Annotated in this window: 21 protein-coding genes; 16 read left to right on the top strand and 5 right to left on the bottom strand. The window is 60.4% G+C overall.

Annotated elements, in window-relative coordinates:
* Positions 1 to 164: 164 nt before the first annotated feature.
* From ychF to VDQ28_RS03180, 4 genes are all read left to right on the top strand, one after another.
* Positions 165 to 1,262: a redox-regulated ATPase YchF gene (ychF, locus tag VDQ28_RS03195; protein ID WP_323034571.1), complete on the top strand. Its 1,098-nt coding sequence runs from the start codon at positions 165 to 167 to the stop codon at positions 1,260 to 1,262.
* Positions 1,263 to 1,276: 14 nt separating this feature from the next.
* Positions 1,277 to 1,762 (top strand): MaoC/PaaZ C-terminal domain-containing protein, encoded by a 486-nt coding sequence (locus VDQ28_RS03190; RefSeq protein ID WP_323034570.1) that lies wholly within the window; start codon positions 1,277 to 1,279, stop codon positions 1,760 to 1,762.
* A 155-nt stretch (positions 1,763 to 1,917) separates the two neighbouring features.
* Positions 1,918 to 2,139 (top strand): hypothetical protein, encoded by a 222-nt coding sequence (locus tag VDQ28_RS03185; RefSeq protein WP_323034569.1) that lies wholly within the window; start codon positions 1,918 to 1,920, stop codon positions 2,137 to 2,139.
* A 427-nt stretch (positions 2,140 to 2,566) separates the two neighbouring features.
* Entirely contained in the window at positions 2,567 to 4,141 is a 1,575-nt protein-coding gene (locus tag VDQ28_RS03180; protein ID WP_323034568.1) for a 2-isopropylmalate synthase, read from the top strand.
* Positions 4,142 to 4,316: 175 nt separating this feature from the next.
* Here VDQ28_RS03180 and VDQ28_RS03175 read toward each other — a convergent pair whose 3' ends face one another.
* Positions 4,317 to 4,793 carry an Lrp/AsnC family transcriptional regulator gene (locus VDQ28_RS03175; protein WP_323034567.1) on the bottom strand — a complete coding sequence of 159 codons (477 nt, stop codon included), beginning with the start codon at positions 4,791 to 4,793 and terminating at the stop codon, positions 4,317 to 4,319.
* A gap of 200 nt (positions 4,794 to 4,993) precedes the next feature.
* Here VDQ28_RS03175 and VDQ28_RS03170 point away from each other — a divergent pair, with 200 nt between their 5' ends.
* Entirely contained in the window at positions 4,994 to 5,920 is a 927-nt protein-coding gene (locus VDQ28_RS03170; RefSeq protein WP_323034566.1) for a PCC domain-containing protein, read from the top strand.
* A 183-nt stretch (positions 5,921 to 6,103) separates the two neighbouring features.
* On the opposite strand, the gene VDQ28_RS03165 is transcribed toward VDQ28_RS03170, so the two are convergent.
* The 4 genes from VDQ28_RS03165 to VDQ28_RS03150 form a co-directional block, all read right to left on the bottom strand.
* Complete coding sequence (locus tag VDQ28_RS03165) at positions 6,104 to 6,907, bottom strand: phytanoyl-CoA dioxygenase family protein (protein ID WP_323034565.1); 804 nt, start codon at positions 6,905 to 6,907, stop codon at positions 6,104 to 6,106.
* A gap of 81 nt (positions 6,908 to 6,988) precedes the next feature.
* Entirely contained in the window at positions 6,989 to 7,753 is a 765-nt protein-coding gene (locus VDQ28_RS03160; RefSeq protein ID WP_323034564.1) for a GntR family transcriptional regulator, read from the bottom strand.
* Between the two features lie 443 nt (positions 7,754 to 8,196).
* Entirely contained in the window at positions 8,197 to 8,700 is a 504-nt protein-coding gene (locus VDQ28_RS03155; RefSeq protein ID WP_323034563.1) for a hypothetical protein, read from the bottom strand.
* Between the two features lie 39 nt (positions 8,701 to 8,739).
* Positions 8,740 to 9,294, bottom strand: coding sequence for a hypothetical protein (locus VDQ28_RS03150; RefSeq protein ID WP_323034562.1), 555 nt, complete (start codon positions 9,292 to 9,294; stop codon positions 8,740 to 8,742).
* Between the two features lie 239 nt (positions 9,295 to 9,533).
* Here VDQ28_RS03150 and VDQ28_RS03145 point away from each other — a divergent pair, with 239 nt between their 5' ends.
* The 11 genes from VDQ28_RS03145 (at position 9,534) to VDQ28_RS03095 (ending at position 16,607) form a co-directional block, all read left to right on the top strand.
* Positions 9,534 to 9,890, top strand: coding sequence for a helix-turn-helix transcriptional regulator (locus VDQ28_RS03145; RefSeq protein ID WP_323034561.1), 357 nt, complete (start codon positions 9,534 to 9,536; stop codon positions 9,888 to 9,890).
* A gap of 30 nt (positions 9,891 to 9,920) precedes the next feature.
* Positions 9,921 to 10,745 (top strand): ParB/RepB/Spo0J family partition protein, encoded by an 825-nt coding sequence (locus VDQ28_RS03140; RefSeq protein WP_323034560.1) that lies wholly within the window; start codon positions 9,921 to 9,923, stop codon positions 10,743 to 10,745.
* 124 nt (positions 10,746 to 10,869) lie between these two features.
* Positions 10,870 to 11,187: a hypothetical protein gene (locus tag VDQ28_RS03135; RefSeq protein WP_323034559.1), complete on the top strand. Its 318-nt coding sequence runs from the start codon at positions 10,870 to 10,872 to the stop codon at positions 11,185 to 11,187.
* A 44-nt stretch (positions 11,188 to 11,231) separates the two neighbouring features.
* Positions 11,232 to 11,531 carry a hypothetical protein gene (locus tag VDQ28_RS03130; RefSeq protein ID WP_323034558.1) on the top strand — a complete coding sequence of 100 codons (300 nt, stop codon included), beginning with the start codon at positions 11,232 to 11,234 and terminating at the stop codon, positions 11,529 to 11,531.
* 1 nt (position 11,532) lies between these two features.
* Complete coding sequence (locus VDQ28_RS03125; RefSeq protein WP_323034557.1) at positions 11,533 to 12,006, top strand: hypothetical protein; 474 nt, start codon at positions 11,533 to 11,535, stop codon at positions 12,004 to 12,006.
* The gene (locus tag VDQ28_RS03120) at positions 12,003 to 13,976 is read left to right on the top strand and encodes a transposase domain-containing protein (RefSeq protein WP_323034556.1); all 1,974 of its coding nucleotides are present in this window, start codon (positions 12,003 to 12,005) and stop codon (positions 13,974 to 13,976) included. Before VDQ28_RS03125 ends, VDQ28_RS03120 begins: the two co-directional genes overlap by 4 nt.
* Positions 13,977 to 14,018: 42 nt before the next feature.
* The gene (locus tag VDQ28_RS03115; RefSeq protein ID WP_323034555.1) at positions 14,019 to 14,996 is read left to right on the top strand and encodes an AAA family ATPase; all 978 of its coding nucleotides are present in this window, start codon (positions 14,019 to 14,021) and stop codon (positions 14,994 to 14,996) included.
* Positions 14,993 to 15,352: a hypothetical protein gene (locus tag VDQ28_RS03110; RefSeq protein WP_323034554.1), complete on the top strand. Its 360-nt coding sequence runs from the start codon at positions 14,993 to 14,995 to the stop codon at positions 15,350 to 15,352. Before VDQ28_RS03115 ends, VDQ28_RS03110 begins: the two co-directional genes overlap by 4 nt.
* Positions 15,333 to 15,626 carry a hypothetical protein gene (locus VDQ28_RS03105; protein WP_323034553.1) on the top strand — a complete coding sequence of 98 codons (294 nt, stop codon included), beginning with the start codon at positions 15,333 to 15,335 and terminating at the stop codon, positions 15,624 to 15,626. Before VDQ28_RS03110 ends, VDQ28_RS03105 begins: the two co-directional genes overlap by 20 nt.
* Complete coding sequence (locus VDQ28_RS03100) at positions 15,616 to 16,281, top strand: DUF3164 family protein (protein ID WP_323034552.1); 666 nt, start codon at positions 15,616 to 15,618, stop codon at positions 16,279 to 16,281. The genes VDQ28_RS03105 and VDQ28_RS03100 overlap by 11 nt, the downstream gene beginning before the upstream one ends.
* Before the next feature lie 8 nt (positions 16,282 to 16,289).
* Positions 16,290 to 16,607, top strand: coding sequence for a hypothetical protein (locus tag VDQ28_RS03095; protein WP_323034551.1), 318 nt, complete (start codon positions 16,290 to 16,292; stop codon positions 16,605 to 16,607).
* The last annotated feature ends 3 nt before the right edge of the window (positions 16,608 to 16,610 follow it).

Raw genomic sequence — 16,610 nt, 5'->3', positions numbered from 1 at the left:
CGCTTCACTCGAAAATGCGCTGGCGTCTTGACTTGTGCGCCTTTCCAGCCAACTTGCCCCCAACCTCTTCCCTTGCGCGGGGCATGGCCGCTGCGGCCGCGCCGCCTTCCGCGCTTTCTGCACTTCAGCCTCGCCTTACGGCGGGCCATATCAGGTAAGGCATCATGGGCTTCAAATGCGGTATCGTCGGCCTGCCGAATGTGGGCAAGTCCACCCTGTTCAATGCACTCACCCAGACTGCGGCGGCGCAGGCGGCCAATTACCCCTTCTGCACCATTGAACCCAATGTCGGCGATGTGGCGGTGCCCGATGCCCGCCTTGACGCGCTGGCCGCTATCGCCGGTTCGGCCCAGATCCTGCCAACCCGCCTGACCTTTGTGGACATTGCCGGCCTGGTGCGCGGTGCCTCGCGCGGTGAGGGCCTCGGCAACCAGTTCCTCGCCAATATCCGTGAGTGCGACGCCATCGCCCATGTGGTGCGCTGCTTCGAGGATGGCGACATCACCCATGTGGACGGCAAGATCGCACCCGTGAGCGATATCGAGACCATCGAGACCGAGCTGATGCTGGCCGACCTCGACAGCCTTGAGAAGCGTGCCGCCGCGCTGGAGAAGAAGGCCAAGGGCGCCGACAAGGACGCCAAGGAAACGCTGGACCTGATGAACCGCGCCCTTGTGCTGCTGCGCGAGGGCAAGCCCGCCCGCCTCGCCGAGATCAAGCCCGATGAGCAGAAAGCCTTCGACATGCTGGGCCTGATGAGCGCGAAGCCCGTACTCTATGTGTGCAATGTTGAGGAAGCCTCCGCCGCCGAAGGCAACAGCCTCTCCGCACAGGTGTTCGAGCGCGCCAAGCAGGAAGGCGCGCGCGCTGTGGTCGTCTCTGCCAAGATCGAGAGCGAGATCGCCGTTCTGCCGCCCGAGGAGCAGAAGGAATATCTCGACGCCATCGAACTGGAAGAGCCGGGCCTCAACCGTGTTATCCGCGAAGGCTATGCACTGCTGGATCTGGTGACCTATTTCACCGTTGGCCCCAAGGAAGCGCGCGCCTGGACCATCACCCAGGGCACGCGGGCACCGGCCGCCGCCGGCGTCATCCATACGGATTTCGAAAAGGGCTTCATCCGCTCTGAAACCGTCGCCTATGAGGACTATGTGAAGTTCAAGGGCGAATCCGGTGCCCGTGAGGCTGGCCGCTTCCGCCTTGAGGGCAAGGATTATGTGGTCGCCGATGGCGATGTGCTGCACTTCCGCTTCGCGAACTGAGGCGGGAGAGCACCGTGGCCGAGAACACCGTGGCAGAGAGCAGCGGGCCGGAAGAAATCGGCCAGTTCACCTTCACCGAAGATGAGATCATCCGGTTCGCAAAGCTGTATGACCCGCAACTGTTCCACACCGACCCCAAGGCGGCGGAGCGCGGCATGTTCGGCGTGCTCATCGCTTCCGGCTGGCATGTGGCGATGGCGTGGATGGGCTGCTTCGTGCGTCACACCGGCATGCCGACAGACTATGTGGAAGGCATGGAGACGGATGAAGCCCGTATCCTGTGTCCCGTCGGCGTCGGGATCAGTTGCGACAAGATGCGTTGGCATGCCCCGGTGCGGGTGAATGACACCATCATTTTCGACACGGAAGTGCTCTCCCGGCGCGCCAGTTCCAGTCGCCCCGGCTGGGAGGTCATCTTCCGGCGCAGCCATGCACGGCGCGAGGATGGCACACTGGTGATGAGCCATGAGATCACCCATCTCATGCCCCAACGCCTGTAGCCGATATGGCCAAGGCCTGATCCCGTCTATGGGCGCATACATGCCGAACACGCATCCGCGACATCAACCTGTGTTGTAAGGTTGCTGTCAGGGATGCGTTTTACAGTCCTCTCGATGGCCAATGGGCCGGACCGGCCTTCATGAGGATGGCGACAATGAACACCAGCATCGAGAACAGCGACCGGACCGGTCTCGACAAGACGTCTCGCGCACTGGAGGATCAGGCGCTGGCCGACGTAAATGGCGGCAGCCTGGATGACGTCTTCCGGTTTGCCTTGGACATCGCCAGCCGTGTCGTCCCGGCTGTCATCCCCAAGGCATCTGATGCACTGCGGGCTGAAGTACCCGTCGCAACCCCGCCGACGACAGGCCCATAACACCTGAAAGTGCATGCAGGCGGTGGTCTTTACGGCTCCCCTGCCATCTTGACGTCCGCGTTTACTCCCCTATCTGGCCAGAGCATGATACACGCTCAGGCTGGAAGGCTGGCATCAGGACATCCTTGCAATTTGGCGGGTGGGTGTTTATCTGGTGGCCACCACGCGTTCAAAGATGAGAGTCTGCATCCCGTGTCGTTCACAACGACCATGACTGCCACTTCTCTCTCCCGGGCCACCAAAGCTCCGGGCAACGCGGCTCTGCGCGCGCTTCTCCTCCTTAGCCGCCCCTGAGGGCCGGCCGGGCTTTTGCCTGGGCGCTCAGGGGATCGTCATACCGGGGACGCGACCCGGTTTTGTATCGGCTAATAATCCGGTTTGATATCCGCGCCATGCGCGTCGCCGGAATGTGAGAAGGACCACTGCGATGAGTGAAGCTGCAAACACCCCCGCGCCCGCCTCCAAGAACGACCGGGTCATCATTTTCGACACCACCCTGCGTGATGGCGAGCAGTGCCCCGGTGCGTCCATGACGCTGGAAGAAAAGCTGGAAGTGGCGGACCTGCTGGACGAGATGGGCGTGGACGTGATCGAGGCCGGCTTCCCGATCGCCTCCATTGGTGATTTCGAGAGCGTGGCCGAGATTGCCCGCCGCACCAAGCGCGCCACCATCGCCGGTCTGGCCCGCGCCATTCCCGCCGACATCGCCCGTGCCGGTGAAGCCGTGCGCCATGCGCAGCGCGGCCGCATCCATACCTTCGTCTCCACCTCTCCGCTGCATCTGGAATTCCAGATGCGCAAGACGCAGGAAGAGGTGCTGGAGATCATCAAGGCCACTGTCACCCAGGCCCGTAATCTGGTGGAAGATGTCGAGTGGTCGGCCATGGACGCCACCCGCACGCCGCTGGACTATCTGGCCCGTTGCGTGGAAATGGCGATCAAGTGCGGTGCCACCACCATCAATCTGCCGGATACCGTGGGCTATGCCACGCCGGACGAATATGGCGCGATGTTCCGCACCCTGATCGAAACCGTGCCGAACGCCGACAAGGCCATTTTCTCCGTGCATTGCCACAATGATCTGGGGCTGGGCGTCGCCAATTCACTGGCGGGCCTGAATGCTGGTGCACGCCAGATCGAATGCACCATCAACGGCATCGGCGAGCGCGCCGGCAACGCCGCACTGGAAGAAGTGGTGATGGCGCTGTCCGTACGCCGCGATGTGCTGCCCTATCACACCGACATCAACAGCCGGATGCTGACCCGCGCCTCCAAGCTGGTGTCTGCTGTCACCTCCTTCCCGGTGCAGTACAACAAGGCGATCGTGGGCCGGAACGCTTTCTCGCATGAAAGCGGCATCCATCAGGACGGCATGCTGAAGCACGCCCAGACCTATGAGATCATGACGCCGGAGACCGTGGGCGTCACCAAGACCTCGCTGGTCATGGGCAAGCATTCGGGCCGCGCCGCCTTCCGCGACAAGCTGAAGTCTCTGGGCTATGAGCTGGGCGAGAATGCCCTGAATGATGCCTTCGCCCGCTTCAAGAACCTCGCCGACCGCAAGAAGGTGGTTTACGACGAGGACATTGAGGCGCTGGTGGACAGCGGCATTGCCACCGCCAATGAGCATATCCGGCTGGTATCTCTGGCTGTTGTGGCCGGCACGAAGGGCCCGCAGCGCGCCACCATGGAAATCGAAGTGGAAGGCGAGGTCCGCACGCAGGACGCCGAGGGCAATGGCCCGGTGGATGCCATCTTCAACGCCATTCAGGCGCTGGTGCCCCACACCGCGCGGCTGGAGCTGTATCAGGTGCATGCCGTGACCGGCGGCACCGATGCACAGGCTGAAGTCTCCGTGCGTCTGGAAGAGGATGGCAAGGCTGTGACCGCCCGCGCCGCCGACCCGGATACTCTGGTCGCCTCCGCGCTGGCCTATATCAGCGCGCTCAACAAGATGCAGGTGAAGCGCCAGAGCGTGAACGCGCAGAGCGTCGCAAGCTGAGCTCTGCACAACATGTGCAATGACATGAAAGCGCGGCCTGCGGGTCGCGCTTTTTTTATCTTCCACGTCCCTCGCCTGCGCGCCCTGCGCCGGAGCGGGAGAGCGGAACGGCGATATTCGACCTCTCGCTGACCCCGGAAAAACCCAAGCCATGGACACCCCAAGGCTGCTGTTTTCAACCCGGCTCAATCAGCGGATTGGTGCGGCGGATGAAGGTTTTCACTGCGAAGTTGGACTGGATGCGCGCCACCCCCGGCAAGGTGGTAAGATAATCCAGCGTCGCCTGATAATGAGCGAGATCGCGCACCGCCGCATGCAGCATGTAATCGGTGCTGCCACTGATCAGGAAGCCGCCGACCACCTCCGGCATCTCGGCCACACGGGCCTCGAAATTATCGAGAATCTCCTTCACCTGCCGTTCCAGCGTGACGGAGATGAAGACGGTCATCGCGCCCAGAATCCGGCGCTCGTCAATGTCCACCATATAGCCGCGAATGGTGCCCTCGGCCTCCAGCCTGTGCACGCGGCGCAAGGTGGGCGAGAAGGACAGGCCGATCCGGTCTGCCAGATCCCGCCAGCTGATGCGCCCCTCATTGGAGAGCACCTGGAGGATTCGCCGGTCAAACACATCCAGCTCACGTTCCTGGGCCATATGATCTCACAAATTGACTAACTATGGATCAAATGATCCAAAAATTCCTGAAACTATAAATCAGATCGCACATAAGACCATGGCTGATATATGTATATTGGAGCCAAGGGAGAACGCATTCACAAACAGAGTGCGGCCAGAACCCGGCTCCGGCTTCAGGCCGGGCCAGATAACACAGCACAATTGCCCAAGGCCCCATCATGACTGACATTGCCCCTGTCGATATCGCGGCATCCGAACCTGCGGAAAACCATACGCAAACGGCTGCAACGGATGCCTATCTGACCCACATCATCCGCCATCCCGGTCCTGCGGCCACGGATCGCATCCAGATTCTGCGCACCGGTCTGGTGCCACTCGAAGGCACGCTTAAGGTGGGAGAAGATCTCACGAGTGGCCTGCACCGCATCTTCGCGGATGCCGGATGCCGGGGCGGCGTGGCGATGCTGAAGGGCGGAGCATGCGCGCCTTTCCAGTTTGTCGGCCCCTCATTCCCCACAGATGACACCCATGCAGCATGGTACAGCGAGACCCGCATCCCCGAGGCCGGTGCGCGGATTGTGGGCGCCACCGCCATTATCGGATGGCGTGACGGGGAGGCCTTCGTGCATTGCCACGGTCACTGGCAGACACAGGACCATCTGCCCTCCATGGGTCATGTCCTGACCTCCGAATGCCGGGTTGCAGAGCCCATCGCCATATCCGGTTTCGGTAGCCCAACAGCCTGGTTTGAGAGCCTGCCGGACGCGGAAACCAACTTCACGCTCTACACCCCCGCCGGGAGCGCCCATGCGGACGAAAGCCTGGGGGCTGGCATGCTGCTGCGTATCCGTCCGCATCAGGACCTCTGCCATGCGATTGAGACCGCGTGCCGGGAGCAGGGCATCACGCAGGCGCGCATCTTCGGGCTTGGCAGTGTCATCTCACCAGATTTCGAAGATGCCCCCCGCATCACCTGCCCCATTACCGAGATCGTTCTGGAACAGGGCGTGCTGGTGGACGGCATGGCGCATATTCATATGCGCGCAGTGGATGTGCATGGCACGATGCGCAGCGGCAAGATCCGCCGGGGTGGCAATCCGGTCTGCGTCACGGCTGAGCTTCTGGTGCTAACACAGCCGGCCTGAGGGTAATCGCCCCGAGAGGTCAGCGCCAATCAGAGCCTGAACAGAAAAAGGCCGCCACCGGAGGGTGACGGCCGAAATTGAACAGCATCAGGCGCTGGCAGATCGTTTCTGACAAATACCTCCCATGCAGCCGTCGCATGGTTTCCGGGGAGCTTTTGAGCCCGCCCGGAGCAGCTCGTCCTTTCAGGCAGCTTCTGTGCTGCGCTGGGCGCGGGCGTAATTCGTCAACGTGTCTTCCGGCAGCGCTTCCACTGGCGTGAAATCGGTATGCGCGATGAACTCCGGCCGGGTCGGCTTCTGAATCTTGTTGGAGAGCGCCGACAAGGTCAGATACACGATCTTGCGCGGATACGGCGTGATGTTGCCTGCCGAGCCATGCACCAGATTGGCATGGAACAGCAGCAGTCCGCCGGGCTTGCCGGTGGGGGCCACGATGCCACCTTGCTCCACCAGTTCCGCCACCTTGTCATTATCCAGCGTCCACAGCGGGTAAGCCGTGGTGGAGGTGTCATGCTCGGTGTCGATCGCGCCGCTCACATGGCTGCGGGGCACGAGCATCAGCGGGCCGTTAATGGGCATCACCTCATCCAGGAACACGGCGATGTTCATGGCCCGCGGCTCGGGCATGCCATCATCCTTGTGCCAGGTGGGGAAGTCCTGATGCCACTGCCACACATCACCGGAGAAGGATGACTTCGCGTTGATCTTGAACTGGTGCATGTAGCACTTCTCGCCAAAGATCTGTTCCAGCGGGTCTACAAGCCGGTGGTCATTGGCCAGAATGCGGAAGCATTCATTATAGGTGTGGCAAGCAAAGGCCGTGCGCGGCACGCCGGACTTTTCCATCCAGATCTCGGGGCGCTGGGCGCGGAAAACGTCATTCGCGGAATCGCGCATCAGCGCCACTTCTTCCGGAGAAAAAGCATCCGGAATAAAAATCCAGCCTTCGCGATCGAAGACTTCAAGCTGCTGCTGTGTGAGTTTCATCTCTTCCTCCCTGGGATTGTCATCCGGCGAATTATTATTGTGCCGGAGAACATCGTTCGCACTGCAACCGGACAATCCGGCTCAGGCTGATCTCAAATGCTGCTCGGTTGTGCGCCCGGCCTTATCGGCATGGGCGAAGGCGGCATCAGCCGCTCGTGTCACATCACCGGCAAGCACGGCATCCGCAATAGCGGCGTGCTCGGCCCACACGCGGTCACTCTGTGTGCGCACATGCATGGCCATAAGCACCACATGCATGGAGCGCATGATGTGCGGGATCTGCGGCTCCAGCGTATCCATGATGCCGGGATTGCCTGACATACGGTAAATCAGATTATGGAAACCGACATCGGCCAGAACAAAATCAATCGCATCTGTATCAGGATCCAGAGCCAGACCGTTTTTGACCGATCTTTCCAGCTCCTGTCTTTCCAGGCGTGAAACCTGACCTGCCCGAATACGTTCCGCCGCCAGCCGGGCAGCCAGCGTGTCCAGCGCCCCACGCACCTGATACAGATTGCGGATATGGTCTGGGTTAAGCGGCGTCACTTCCAGCCCCTTGCGCCCCGTCTCCTGCACCAGCCCCTGCTTCTTCAGCAATTGCAGCGCATGGCTCACCGGCTGGCGAGACACACCCAGCTGATGCGCGAGTTCCGCCTGCCGAATGCGCGCGCCCGGCTCCAACCGCCGCGCCGTGATGGCCAGCACCAGCTGCTCATGAACACGGTCCACGAGGATGGGGGATGGATCCAGCAGGTTCACGGCGGTGGTCATAATGGCGGCCTTGCGTTCCGAACTCTGAATTTGGAATTCCGAATTCGTGACATGAAGATTCGAACTGGTCAATCTGAAAACGGCTCCAGCGGATCAGAATATGCAAAACCGGCCAGTAAATGGATAGTTTCAGGCCATGTGTTCCGCATGGTGAAACCAAATGAAGCTGAACAGCATAAGTAGAGATGAAAGAATCAAACTTCGCCCATCTCTGTCCCCCGCGAGAACCCGAACGACAGCATAAGCGTCCCATGCTCAAGCGCAGGGGGCATCGGTGATAGGAGACACTTAGTATTGCAGGGGCGGGATTAGGTGGGATTGGCCGGGATATATCGGGATGGAACCGAATGGCTCCAATGCTTCCCGGCCATTTTCGCGCCGCGCCGGCTCGCCTTTGGATTGTCTTGCAGAAGGCTCATTGAGAGCGATTTGAGACATTGCAATTTGCAGAATGGCGATCTCTTAGATGAGCCTTTGTTACCGATCTCTTAGAGGCCGCGAACACCCTCTTAGTATCACGGCTTGGTCACGGTTGTAACTACGCCGATGTCTGCCGCCGCCCTGATCCTGAAGTTCACATCATGAAGGTCGACGTTGCCCTCGTCGGCATCCTTCAGTCTGCTGAGGAGGGCAACCATTGCCGCGCCGCGTTCGTCCTTGTCGGCCGCAGGTACCAGCAGGGCCATTAGCACACCGACAGTCTCTGCAAAGTTCATGACATCCGCCCGATCCTTGCTCGCATAAACAATCCGAATGCTCGATATGTCCTTGTTCTTAGGGTTGTCAGCCACAGCCAAAAGTGAAACGCCACTTCCCGCCTCGTATTGGCAAACAAATTTCACTTCACTTTGGCATTTCCCGCGCACCATCCTGTTATCAGCGCCTAACTTCTTGGCTGCTTTGTTAAATGCCGGGGCAAGGTTATCAGACTTAATCGTGAAATCACTTGCGATTGCGCCAACGGATGTGATCGCCAAAGCGAATGCGACGAATGTCGCGGCTGACAATTTTCGGAACATTGCTACCTCAGGTTTGTAAATCACAACCTCCAGACACTATCACGAGGCCTCGCGTTTCCTAGCGCTGGGGTTGGCGGCTGTGGACGCGATGTCCTTGCGGAGCTGGACGGCCATCATCCTGACAGCCACGGGCCAGCCTTCCGGCTCAGGAATTTCCGCAATGATTTCATTGTATTTTTCGGCGCTCAGTCTGCCCAGGTCGAGTGCTGAAAGGCTTGCCCCTGCGTCTTTGTATGTGCGCTGAATTGCATCAACAACAAATGCAAGAAGGTCCGGGAAGAGCCCATCGATCCTTTGAGGCAGCAATCTCTGAGAGGGTGCATCAACAGGATCGGCGCGCATCTCTAATCCCGAGCCACCAGCAGGTATGCCTGCCGGGCTGAATGGATCGGGTCCGCTGCCATCTATCAGCCATTCAGGCGTCACACCCGCTGCTATTGCGATGCGCGCCAATGTCGAACGCTTCAGCATCTGCTCTTTGTTCCAGAACCTGTCGAAAGTGGCTGGAGATATAGCTCGCTGGCCAGCCCACTGAAATGGCGGAGCATCCCCTATCAGCCGCTCAAAGCGTGCACGGATCTCGCGATAGCTCATTTCGGACTTCATTTCCAAAACTCCGAAAGCAACGACGCGGACTTGCTCGACATTTCGGGCTTGATATTAATCATATATATCAATGTATTAACCGCAAAACGTGAGCGGGAACTCGCAAATGAACTCCGAAATGGATTTATGGAGTTGACCGTGTCCATTTTGAAGTCCATTATTTCCGAACCGAACCAGTGAGGCCCCGAAAATCCGGTCTGCACACCGGATCAGCGAGGAGTGAATTTGTGGCCATCCGTGAACCGAACGGCCGGTGGAAAGTAGCGAAGCTACCCTCCGGTGACTGGCATCCAGAAGAGATCAAGGCTGCCGTGCGGATGCTCGGCTCTACCCTTTATGCACTCTCCCGTGATGCAGGCTTGCCTGAACACGCCTGCCGAAGCGCCCTGCGGCGCTCCCATTTCGATGGCGAATTCGCCATCGCCGAATTCCTGGGGGTCTCCCCCCGACAGGTCTGGCCATCCCGGTATCGGGCTGATGGCAGTCGCATCCCCGCCATTCGCTACCGGCCACTGATCACCACTGATCAGATGATTAGCCCTGATCAGCCTGAACGTCACCGGCAAAACGCCGCCGCCGTCTGAACATCCCATCCCCTCTAAGCGGATCTTATCATGGATCGTATCCTGTCAATTCCACTCGCTCAGATCGACATACCAGATGATCGACTGCGCCAGATGGACAGTGACTGGGCAGACGGGCTGGCACAGTCCCTGTCCGTGAGCGGGCTCCAGAACCCCATCACAGTTACCATCGCGGACAAGAAGGGGCGCCATGTCCTGATTGCCGGCCTCCATCGTCTGACCGCCGCCACGCGGCTGGAATGGCCTGAGATCAACGCCATTATTTTTACGGGCTCGAAGCTCGAACAGCGGCTGGTTGAGATCGATGAAAACCTGATCCGGCGCGAACTCTCGCCTCTGGATCGGGCGTCGCATCTGGCTGAGCGTCAGCGGATCTATGAGGAGCTTTATCCGGAGACAAAAAAGGGCGTAGCTCATGCGGTTGCGCGCTGGGGTGATGTAAACGAAAAATTTTCGTTTACATCCTTCACGGCAGATGTCGCTGAAAAGCTGGGTCTTTCCCAGCGCATGATCCAGCTCTCAATTTCCCGCTACACGAAGATTGCTCCCGATGTGCGCGCACAGATTGCCAGCACATGGATTGCTGACAAGGGCGTGGAACTGGATGCGTTGGCCAAGCTGGAGCCCGCCCTCCAGCGCAAGGCTGTCGCCAACATGCTGAATGGCGAGGCCAAGTCGGTGAAGGCTGCCGCCGCCCTGCTTCAGGGGGTGCGCCCCGTCGTTTCCTCGAATGACGATGATGAGTTTGACCGCCTGCTTACGGCATGGCGGCGCGGTGGCGCGCGCGCCCGGAAGCGCTTTGTCGACTGGCTCATCGAAGAGGGTGAGGTCATCCGGCCCGCCAAGGCGGCATGAACCCGCGCCCCATTTCCGAGGTCCGCACCATCGCGCGGAACCTGCTTACAGCCATCGGTGTCGGCCTGACTGCCTTCGCCGCCCTCGCAGCTTTCTTCCTCTTGGTGATCCAATGACTGCACGCATGGACTATTTCGTCTGCCGCGCCTCCACCACAGCCCCTGAGGGGGTGGTGTTCTTTGATGGCAGCTACCGGCTGTCGCCGGCCAATATCAAAAATGCCCCGACCATGGCGCTGGTGGCGAATACGACGCTGCTGCGCAAGTCGGCATATGTGGGCGATTGCGTCTCCACAGAGATGGTGGCTGACCTGCTGAACAAGCTGGGGCCGGCATCGGGTGTGCAGGGTGCTCCCCAGTGGCAGGCCATTCCCGCCGCGCTCCATATGCCCCCATCGTCAAAGGCTGGCGTTGCCGCCGCTGCTGCGAATGAGGTGCTGTGATGAGGTCGCACCCCGACCGTCGCCGCCGCGAATGGGGGCCTACATTGAAGTCGCGCCCCTACCACCGCCGTCGCGATGCTCTCCATCGTCGTTTGGACAAGGTCTTTCTGTGGCTTGCCCATGAACTGGCGTTTAAGCGCCTGACCATTGATGTGCTCCAGCGCCGGTTGAACCTGCGGCTGGCCAAGATTGGATGCCTGCCGCTGGAGAGTTGGGCTCTCAAATACTCGGTGAGAGATGCTGGGACATGCCCGATAGATAATCTTAGCGAGGCATGGAGCAACGTCACGCTCGTCGAGCCGCGCTCAGTATGGCCGTCCCACTACGAACGGGCGGTAGGCTGACATGGCGCGCCGTCGCACTCGCTCCACTCTGGATCAGCTTGATCTGCTGCTCGACTGGCAGCCGTCATCACCGGTGGCGGCGTTTGCGGCAGAGCGCGTCAAGGCATCCTCCCTCAATCGGTCCATTTCGAAGGCGGTGGCGGAAACGCTGAAAAGCTGTGGTCGCCCCCGGGCGGCCGTGGCCGAAGCAATGACGGACTATCTCGACGGCGACCCTGTCACCGAGAATGTCCTCAACAATTACGCCTCCGAAGGGCGGGCTGATTTCACGATAAATCTCACCCGGCTGGATGCCCTGCTGGCGGTGACCAAGGATCGCCGCCTGCTGGAATTGCTCGCTGCCCGTCATGGATGGGCTGTGATTGAGCGCAGGCATCTGCCGGCCATTGAAATGGCTGAACTTATGGAGCATCGGACGAAAACAGATGCGGAGATCGAATTCCGCCGCCGCCTGCTGAAGGGCGGGCGGTCATGAGTGGAACATCTGAAATCCGCGAATGGTGGACTGCGGCTGAGTTTGTGGATCTCGGTCTGCCGGGTCTCGCTCAAACCGAGCGCGGCCTCCAGCTGGCGATAGAGCGCGTGGGGGGGAATGACCCTGACCGCGAATACACCTCCGACAATCATCTCGGAATCTGGCGCAAGCGACAGGGTCGCGGTGGCGGACGCGAGTATCGCATTGATGTGCTGCCCACAGAAGCACGTGCTGCGCTGGCCTTACGGCTGCGGAAGGCTGCACAGCCTGCGGCAAAGCGGGAGCGCACAGAGACCTCTTCCGAATTGTGGGAGTGGTTTGAGAGATTGCCGGACAGCCGGAAGGCTGAAGCCCGGCGCAGGCTTGAAGCACTGCAAGCGGTGCATGATCTGGAGATGGCCGGGCGTCCCAAAGACCTCGCCATGATGGAGATTGCCACCCGCGTGGGGGCCTCCCTACGCACCCTCTACAACTGGGCGAATATGGTGGCCGGGGTGCCGCGTGCGGACTGGCTGCCGCACCTGATGCCGCACTATGCCTCGGCACCAAAGAAGGCTGACTGCACCCCTGAAGCATGGGAGATGTACAAGGGGAATTATCTGCGGCAGGAGGGGCTATCCCATGCCCATGCCTATCGCCAGCTCAAAGCAGCTGCGAAGGAACATGGCTGGACTATCCCGTCCCGCAAGACGCTGGAACGGCGGATTGCGGAGCTGGATGAAACCACACGCATCTTCCTGCGGAAGGGACCGGAGGCGCTCAAGCGCCTTTACCCAGCGCAGGAACGTGACCGTACGGCGCTGCATGCGCTCGAGGCGGTCAATGCTGACGGCCACAAGTGGGATGTGTTCGTGCAGTTCCCTGATGGGGAGGTCACACGACCCTGCCTTGTGGGCTTTCAGGATCTCTATTCCGGCATGATCCTCAGCTGGCGGGTGGATAAATCCGAAAACAAGGCGGCGGTGCGCCTCGCTTTTGGTGACATGGTCGAGACCTACGGTATCCCTGACCATGTGGTGTTCGACAACGGCCGCAACTTTGCAAGCAAGTGGATTACAGGCGGCGCACCGACCCGTTATCGCTTCAAGGTGAAGGATGATGAGCCGGCCGGTGTCGTCACGGAAATGGGCTGCACCCTGCATTGGGCAACGCCCTTCCATGGGCAGGCCAAGCCAATTGAACGCGCATGGCGTGACTTTGCGCAAAACATTGCCCGCGATGTGCGTTTCGAGGGGGCTTGGACCGGCAACACCATTGCCAACAAACCCGAGAACTACGGCAGCAAGGCTGTGCCGCTGGAGACTTTCCTCGGCGTGGTTGCCGAGGGGATTGCGGAACACAATGCCCGCACGGGGCGGCGCTCAAAGGTTTGCGCCGGCCGGTCATTCTCGGAGGCTTTCCGGGCCTCCTATCAGGATGCTCCGATCCGGCAGGCCAGCCCGGCGCAACAGCGCAAGTGGTTGCTGCCCGCCGAGGCGGTGACGGCACGCAAGCCGGATGGTGCGGTGCATCTGGCCGGGAACCGCTACTGGGCTGAGTTTCTGGTGAACCATATCGGCCAGAAGCTGGTGTTGCGGGTGGACCCGCAGGCCATGCACCAAGATGCGCATATCTACCGGCTGGACGGGTCTTATCTTGGTGCCGCGCAGTGCGTTGAGACAACCGGCTTCTTTGATGCGGATGCCGCCCGAAACCATGCCCGTGCCCGCAATGACTTCCTGAATGCTGCAAAGGCCATGGCCCGCGCAGAGCGGCAGCTGTCAGCGGCTGAGGTTGCGACCCTCCTGTCGAAGGTGGATGAGCCTGCGCCGCTGCCCGAGCCAACCGTTGTGCGGCCTGTGTTCGGGAGCACCGGCGGTGCCGCCCGGCAGGTCGAATATGTCCACGATCAGGATGCGTTCTTGGCGGACTTCAGCCGCGCCACGCTCCACCTCGTACCGACCGGAAAAGAGAACGGCGCAGAGGACTGATCCCCCGCGCCGCTCAATTTTACAAAGCAAAGGACAAATACCATGAACACGACTGCTGAAACAATCGTCTCTGATGAATTCGATGTGCTGCGCGCAGAAGTCCGCGCTGTGATGGCAGCGGAAAACCTGTCTCAGAAGAGTGTATCTGACGAAAGCGGCATTCCCTACGGCACGTTCACGGCTTGGATGGGTCGCACCTACAAGGGCCGCGTCGCCGACAAGGCTGCGGATGTGCAGCGCTGGCTGGAGACACGGCGCGAGAACAGCCGCGTGCGCTCCACTATTCCAGATGCGCCGCCCTTCGTGGGGACGCCAACAGCAAATGCGATCATCGGCATCTGCTCATTTGCGCAGGCCGCACCTGATTTCGCGGTGATTGTCGGTGGTGCTGGAATTGGAAAGACGACTGCGCTCGAAGAGTACAAGCGTCGGTCTTCCAATGTGTATCTGGCGACAATGGAGCCGAGCATTGCGCCCGTGAACAAGATGCTGGGTGAGCTGGCAGATGTCTTGGGGCTGGATGAGCGCCAGCCGGCCCGCATATCCCGCACCATCACAAAACAACTGCGCGGCGCGAAGGCGCTGCTGATCGTGGATGAGGCGCAGCATCTGACAACGCAGTCTCTCGACCAGCTCCGCTCTTTTCAGGACAAGGCGGGTTGCGGCGTGATTGTCGCGGGGAATGAGGCGGTACTTGCAAAGTTGCAGGGCAACAGCAAGGTGCCGGACCCCCGCTTTGCCCAGCTCTATAGCCGGGCCGGGATGCGCACCATCCTGACCAAACCAAAGGATGAAGACATCTCCTGCCTGATCCGGGCGTGGGGCATTGATACAACCACCAAGGAGGCGGCTCTGCTGCGCACGATTGCCCGCAAGTCGGCGGCCCTGCGCGGCATGACCAAGGCGCTACGTCTCGCCAGCATGGTGGCATCCACTACGGGTGAGACGCTTTCCGTCCAGCATATCCGCGCAGCATGGTCCCAGCTTTCGGCCGAAGAGGTCGGGGCGGTGGCGGCATGAGAAGGGCCAAGGGCTATATCGACCCGTCCCGCATCCATGAATTACGGGTGCTGGCAGAGCGTGGCCTGACGGCTCCTGCCATCGCAATTGAGATGGGAAGCACAACCCATCTTGTGCTCACTGCGGCACGCCAGCACGGCGTCTCCATCCGCAAGATGACGCCCTCCGAGCGGGGGCGCACCGCGAGGGCCTCGGTCACCCGATCTCTTGGCACAGGGTGGGTGACAATTCCGAACTGGGTGCCTCGCGATCTGCACGGTGAGTATCGCGACCAGCTCGTATCCATGGGCGCGGAATGGGCCGCGCGCCATGTGCGCCGGATGATGGAGGATGGCGATGAGCAGCCTCCCGGATGATCCGGTCGCACTGGCGACACGCATCCTCTCCAGCGGACGCCTGCGGGCGATCCTTGCAGAGGTCTCGCCGGAGCAGCTCATCGCCACTTTTGAGTGGGTTTGGGAGATGCACCGGGCCGCGATGAAAAGCGCAGCCTATCTGGCCGCGCAATCAGAGGACAGGGCGGCGTTCCTGTTCGTCTCACCACCCATCACCGCCGCCCATGACGCCCTCGCCGAGGCTCTGATCGGGCTCGGATACGTCACTGTGAAGGAAGAAAACCATGTCAAATGAAGCTGAAGCCGTTGCCCCGATGGCAGATGCGCCTCATCCCATCGTTGTGATGGAGGGCAATAAGTACATGCGCGATGCCAAGGGTGCGTTTACGCCCTTGGAGAACGTCAGGGCGCAAGATCTGTTGCGGGATGAGATGGTGCGCGAGATCGTTGCAGAGTCTCGCGAGTTACATGCAGCTCTTGCCAGCTTCAAGGAGCGATCCCTGTCGCGGATCATTGCGTATCAGGATCTGCTGTCTCAGCATTATGGTGCGAAATCAGGGGGCCCCAAGGGGAACGTATCTTACTCGACCTATGACGGCACGGAAAAGGTCGCCATCAAAATCGGGTACATGATCGAGTACGGGCCTGAACTTCAGGTCGCGAAAGAGATTGTTGATGAGTGCATGAGGAGGTGGGGGGCAGAGTCCAATGCCAACCTGCGCGCAATCGTGAACCGTGCCTTCCAGGTCGATCAGCAAGGCAAAATCAGTCAGGCCAATCTCTACTCGCTGTTGTCGCTTGAGATCGACGATCCCGACTGGAACCGCGCCATGCAGGCTATCCGCGACAGCATCCGGGTCATTGGCACCAAGCGCTACCTCGAGCTCAGGGAACGCGTCAGCCCCGAAGACGAAGGGGTCGCCATCCTGCTTAATCTGGCCAAGGTTTGAGGGAGGCTATGATGCGCATACCATCTACGCCCCTGCCTTGGGCCTCCAGCGACACCCATCCCGAATTCGTGTTCCACGACGATTGGGGGGTGATCGACGTTAATAAGCCCGTCGCTCATTTCGTTTCGGCTGATGATGCAATCTTTGTTATCGAGGCAATACTATTGCTGGAGCGAGTGCGCGCCGAGCTCAAAGAGCTGCACGCCGCGTTCGGTGCGCCGGGCGACTATGGCTACGGCACAGCCAAGGGCGAGGCTCTCTTTGCCTTGTACAAGAGCGGTAACGAGATCGAGCAGGCGCTTGCCTCCATCATTGGGGAGGGCTGAGCG

Origin of the sequence: Pararhodobacter sp., assembly GCF_034676545.1 — a bacterium.
Taxonomy (GTDB): domain Bacteria; phylum Pseudomonadota; class Alphaproteobacteria; order Rhodobacterales; family Rhodobacteraceae; genus Pararhodobacter.
This window is presented reverse-complemented; position numbering and strand designations above follow the sequence as displayed.